The organism is Microcystis sp. M109S1, assembly GCF_020247025.1.
GTDB lineage: Bacteria > Cyanobacteriota > Cyanobacteriia > Cyanobacteriales > Microcystaceae > Microcystis.
Genome location: NZ_JADBRW010000271.1, coordinates 1 through 4,688, shown reverse-complemented (window position 1 = coordinate 4,688; position 4,688 = coordinate 1). Strand labels below are relative to the sequence as shown.

At 41.7% G+C, this 4,688-nt stretch carries 4 protein-coding genes and 1 pseudogene; 2 read left to right on the top strand and 3 right to left on the bottom strand.

Annotation, left to right across the window (positions count from 1 at the left end):
• Window positions 1–372: 372 nt before the first annotated feature.
• Window positions 373–1,500, top strand: a complete 1,128-nt coding sequence (locus IM322_RS13470) for a class I SAM-dependent methyltransferase (RefSeq protein WP_287676344.1) — start codon at window positions 373–375, stop codon at window positions 1,498–1,500.
• Window positions 1,501–1,547: 47 nt separating this feature from the next.
• Here IM322_RS13470 and bchB read toward each other — a convergent pair whose 3' ends face one another.
• On the bottom strand, window positions 1,548–3,074 hold the full coding sequence (gene bchB, locus IM322_RS13465; RefSeq protein ID WP_286824703.1) for a ferredoxin:protochlorophyllide reductase (ATP-dependent) subunit B: 1,527 nt from the start codon (window positions 3,072–3,074) through the stop codon (window positions 1,548–1,550).
• A 155-nt stretch (window positions 3,075–3,229) separates the two neighbouring features.
• A complete protein-coding gene (locus tag IM322_RS13460) occupies window positions 3,230–3,826 on the bottom strand; it encodes a nucleotide-binding protein (protein ID WP_158199866.1) in 597 nt (198 codons plus the stop codon).
• 221 nt (window positions 3,827–4,047) lie between these two features.
• Between IM322_RS13460 and IM322_RS13455 the strand changes: the two genes are divergently transcribed.
• The gene (locus tag IM322_RS13455) at window positions 4,048–4,404 is read left to right on the top strand and encodes a 4a-hydroxytetrahydrobiopterin dehydratase (protein WP_287078082.1); all 357 of its coding nucleotides are present in this window, start codon (window positions 4,048–4,050) and stop codon (window positions 4,402–4,404) included.
• 13 nt (window positions 4,405–4,417) lie between these two features.
• Here IM322_RS13455 and IM322_RS13450 read toward each other — a convergent pair.
• Window positions 4,418–4,552: pseudogene (locus IM322_RS13450) on the bottom strand (prepilin-type cleavage/methylation domain-containing protein); the annotation flags it as partial.
• Between the last annotated feature and the right edge of the window lie 136 nt (window positions 4,553–4,688).

Here is a 4,688-nt window from a genome sequence, read left to right as displayed (position 1 = left end):
TCTTTCCGAAAGTCCTTGACTTGTTTCAGTTTTTCTATTAAGCTCAACATATATTTTAAAGGTTGGCGGTCACTTCTCATTTTACCTGACGGTGATCGCTTTTACTTTTGATATTCTGATGGGAGAATGAAACAGCCCTACCCGTTGGGGGCGTGGCGCCGCCCCCAAACCCCCCGCGCATTAGTTTTTCGGTGGGATGCTTACACGCAGCTGCTGATACGTCTGTAATAATTTAAGAGTCACCGATAATTGCTGATTGTCGGTATTTCTGCAAATGTGAGATACAGCCCTCCTAATTCCCAATTCCTAATTCCCACTTCCTAATTCCCACTTCCCATTTCATAATTCATAATTCATAATTCCCCGATCAAGATGAATTTAGAAGCAATCATCCTAGAGGAAATTAAACAATCAGCATCGGGTCGAATTAGCTTCGAGCGCTGGATGGATTTAGCTCTCTATCACCCCGATTATGGCTATTACACTTCTGGAAAAGTAGAAATTGGCTCAAAAGGAGATTTTTTTACTTCCTCGTCTCTAGGGGCAGATTTTGGTCAATTGTTGGCGGAGCAATTTGTCGAGATGGCGGCATTTTTAGGTAATTCGCCGGGATTTACTTTAGTGGAAGTGGGAGCAGGTTCGGGAATTTTAGCGAAAGATATCCTTGATTATTTAAGTGATAACTATGCTGATTTTTATCAAAATCTCAGTTATATAATTATCGAACAATCTCAGAAACTCAGGGAAAGACAACGGGCAACTTTAGCGGGATATTCCCCGGTATCTTGGCAAAGTTGGCCGAATTTAGCCGATAATTCCCTTGTGGGTTGTGTGTTTAGTAATGAGTTAATCGATGCTTTTCCTGTCCATCGAGTTGTGATTGAGTCGGGAGAATTACGAGAAATTTATCTGGGATTGGGGGAACCTTTTCAGGAGATTATCGCAGATTTATCCACCGACAGAATCAAAGACTATTTTGATTTAGTGGGGATAAATATTCCCTCCCCACTTTATCAGGAGGGTTATCAAACCGAGGTAAACTTATTAGCTTTAGACTGGTTAGAAACGGTTGATCGGAAACTCGATCGAGGTTATATCTTAACCATAGATTATGGTTACACTGCCGAAAAATATTATCATCCCCAAAGAAGTCAAGGAACCCTACAATGTTATCGACAACATCAGCGTCATGATCATCCTTATTTGTGGGTGGGAGAACAAGATATTACCACTCATGTGGATTTTACCGCTTTACAACGTCAAGGGGAGAAATTAGGCTTAAAAAATCTCGGTTTTACTCAGCAAGGATTATTTTTAATGGCTTTGGGATTGGGAGATAGATTAAATCAACTTTCTCAAGGAAAAATCGATATATTAACTATATTTCAGCGTCGAGATGCCTTACATCAATTAATCAATCCCACCGGTTTAGGAGGATTTGGAGTGTTAATTCAGGGGAAAGGAGTAGAAGAAAGAATACTTCAGGGATTAAGTAAATAACTAAAAAAAAGGGCTGAATGCTGTTAACTTTCAGCCCCAAGAAATAATTAAGCTCCTACGGATTCTTTAGCCGCATACATTACCTCTAAAGTTATTTCACCAATACCTCGCTCCCGGGCGAATTTTTCGGTATTTCGTTTGACTTTCCCCCGCACAAAACCGGGTATTTTCTGTAATTCTGCCGTAGCTTCCTTATTCCAATTTAGGTCAGAATCTGCCGAGATACCTTTAGTAATTACCTCTTTTGTATCATGACCACCGAATATCTCTAATAGGTGATCTTCCATACCCAAAGTAAAGGAATTATAGACCAAATCGGCGATCTGATTAGTGCCTTCGTAACCTAAGAAAGGTTTATAACCGAGGGGGAAATTTTGGATATGAATAGGTGCGGCAATTACTCCACAGGGAATATCTAAACGTTTGCCCACATGACGTTCCATTTGAGTACCAAATATCGCCGCCGGTTCCAACCGAGCAATAGCATCTCCTATCGCCCCATTATCATCACTAATTAACACTTCATCGCAATATTCACTCACTTGTTCCCGGAACCAATCCGCATCATACTTACAATAAGTCCCCGCTAAAACCACATGGATTCCCATCTCTCTGGCGAGAATTTTTGTCATAGCGGCTGCGTGGGTATTATCACCAAAAACCACCGCTTTTTTGCCCGTTAAATTCTGACAGTCAATGGAACGAGAAAACCAAGCAGCTTGGGAGATATGCAGAGTTTGTTCATTGATAAAATCTTCGTAATCTACTGCCGCACCTTGGGCATTAATTACCTCTTGAATTTTGCGAATACAGCGCGCTGTTTCCACCACTCCCATGGGGGTAATATCAACGTAAGGCATGGCGAATTCACTTTCGAGATATTTGGCTGTCATTAATCCCACTTCTCGATAGGGAACCAGATTAAACCAAGCGCGGGGCAGATTTTTTAAGTTTTCTACGGAGGCAGCTTCGGGGATAATGTCATTAACTTCAATGTCCAAATCTGCCATTAACCGCTTTAATTCTGTGCGATCATGTTGGTTATGGAAACCGAGGGTGGTAATGCCGATAATATTAACCGAAGGTTTAGGGGTTTTCTGCGAGATAATTTCCCCCTTTCTCTGGGCCTTATCGAGATAATATTTGATAATTTGATAGAGAGTTTTATCGGCCGCTTGTAGTTCATTATAGCGATAGTGGTTGACATCGGCCAGCAGCACATCCCCCTCGGCATCCTGTCGCGCTCTTTCGACAAAGTTTTGTAAATCCTCTTGGAGAATGCTGGAGGTACAGGTGGGAGTTAAAACGATTAAATCGGGACTTTCTTCGCGATCTTTGCGAACAATATTATCGACGACTTTTTCTTGGGAACCCCGGGCTAAAACATTACGATCGACAATACTAGTAGTGACGGGGGTAAAATTACGCTCCCTTTCCAACATCGAGCGCATGACGTTAAAATAATCGTCTCCCAGAGGAGCGTGCATGATAGCATGAACATTTTTAAAGGAACTGGCGATCCTTAAAGTGCCAATATGAGCGGGACCCGCATACATCCAATAGGCCAATTTCATAGAGGGTTCTCCTACAGTCAGACTTTTTTGATTGTCTCAGACTTTACCGATTTAGGAGTGAACGCTTAACGGAAGATTACAAAAAGTCCCCATACAGATTAAGTATCTTTTTGGGGAAAAATGACACAAATATTAATATTAACTTTTTTAACAATTTATGTCATTAAGGCAAAAATTTCTTTACCGACCGCTTGGTAACAAAGCCAACCGAAATTGGACCGGGGGTCGGGATAATCTTTGACGATGACTGCTTTTTCGGCCGCTCGTTCAAAAGCAACTAAACGGGGAATTTCTCGCTTAAATAGGGGTAATTTTGCTTCTTCTAGAGCTTTCCGCGCTTCTCGTCCTGTTTTTGTCCGTGAATCCACTTGGGTTAAAAGAACTCGATAATTATCGGTCATCGTGGACAGCAATTCTACCGCTTTAATCGTGACATCGATATCGAGATGATTGGGAGTGGTGGGTAGGATTAATAAATCGCTGCCCTGAGCTAAATCTTTTAGCTCGTCTGGCTCTGGCCGGGCCTGGGTATCGACGATAATATGAGTGTATTGTTTCACCAGTCCCGTCGCTCCAGCTTGGGACGCTACCATAAAAGGAAGGGTGTCTTCCCGGGACCAATGGAGAGCCGAACGATTTTTATCCGCATCGATCAATAAGGTGGGCGCTTTTTCTTGAAAATAGGCGGCCAAATGAATCGATGTGGTGGTTTTCCCGACCCCTCCCTTCAGTGCTACGACGGAAATAATCATGAACGGCTCGATGGAATAAATGGGTATTTTCTAGTGTACTCCCAGACGGACTGAAAACCGTCTAAGTTTCCGTTCAGAAAGGCTATCAGTCAGGATTCTAGATTTTTGAGCGTGGCTGTCTCGACATTATGGTGTAAAGTGTTTCTTAATGTTAGATTTTGGGACTATGCCCTCGTGATCGATCACTTTTTCTGCTCACCACAACTACGGGAGCGTCTTCAATGTTGAAGCAATTTTTAGTAATAGCGATCGCTTTCATGATTGGGTTAACTGGTCAATTAGTCCTCTCTTTACCCGCTACTCGTTTATCCGATCGAGAAATCTCTCAACAATTACAGACTATCCCGGGTTGGCAGTTACGAGATCAACGGATTGAAAAAACTTTTAAATTTAACAATTTTATCGAATCGATCGCTTTTGTTAATCGCTTAGTTACTCCAGCTGAATCCCTAGGCCATCATCCTGATATTACCATCAATTACAATCGCGTTACTCTTTCCCTCACTACCCATGACGTGGGAGGTTTAAGTAACTTAGATTTTGATTTAGCTCAACAAATCGATCGCCTGATTCCCTAGTTTTAAATCAGCTTTAAAGCACACAGCTATCATCTTGACGAATATCCCAACTACCATCAACACGGAATAAAAATAAACAGCTTTTATCGGGTGTACCGGCAGCAACTAAAGTAATTCTGCCTAACTGTCCCCAAGAACCCCCTAACCCCTAGGGTTGATTCATTTAAATTAAGTACAGCGGATTTTGAGTCAATAAATTTGACCGAAGATTCTCAAGTTTATCTTTCTCTAACCAAAAGAGTTAGTCACAATAACTAATCTTTAATCCTCTGCCAATATTTATT

What these genes read in the sequence shown, in the direction of transcription:
- IM322_RS13470 (WP_287676344.1), top strand. Translation starts at nt 373, where the DNA reads ATGAATTTAGAAGCAATCATCCTAGAGGAAATTAAACAATCAGCATCG.
- bchB (WP_286824703.1), bottom strand. Translation starts at nt 3,074, where the DNA reads ATGAAATTGGCCTATTGGATGTATGCGGGTCCCGCTCATATTGGCACT.
- IM322_RS13460 (WP_158199866.1), bottom strand. Translation starts at nt 3,826, where the DNA reads ATGATTATTTCCGTCGTAGCACTGAAGGGAGGGGTCGGGAAAACCACC.
- IM322_RS13455 (WP_287078082.1), top strand. Translation starts at nt 4,048, where the DNA reads ATGTTGAAGCAATTTTTAGTAATAGCGATCGCTTTCATGATTGGGTTA.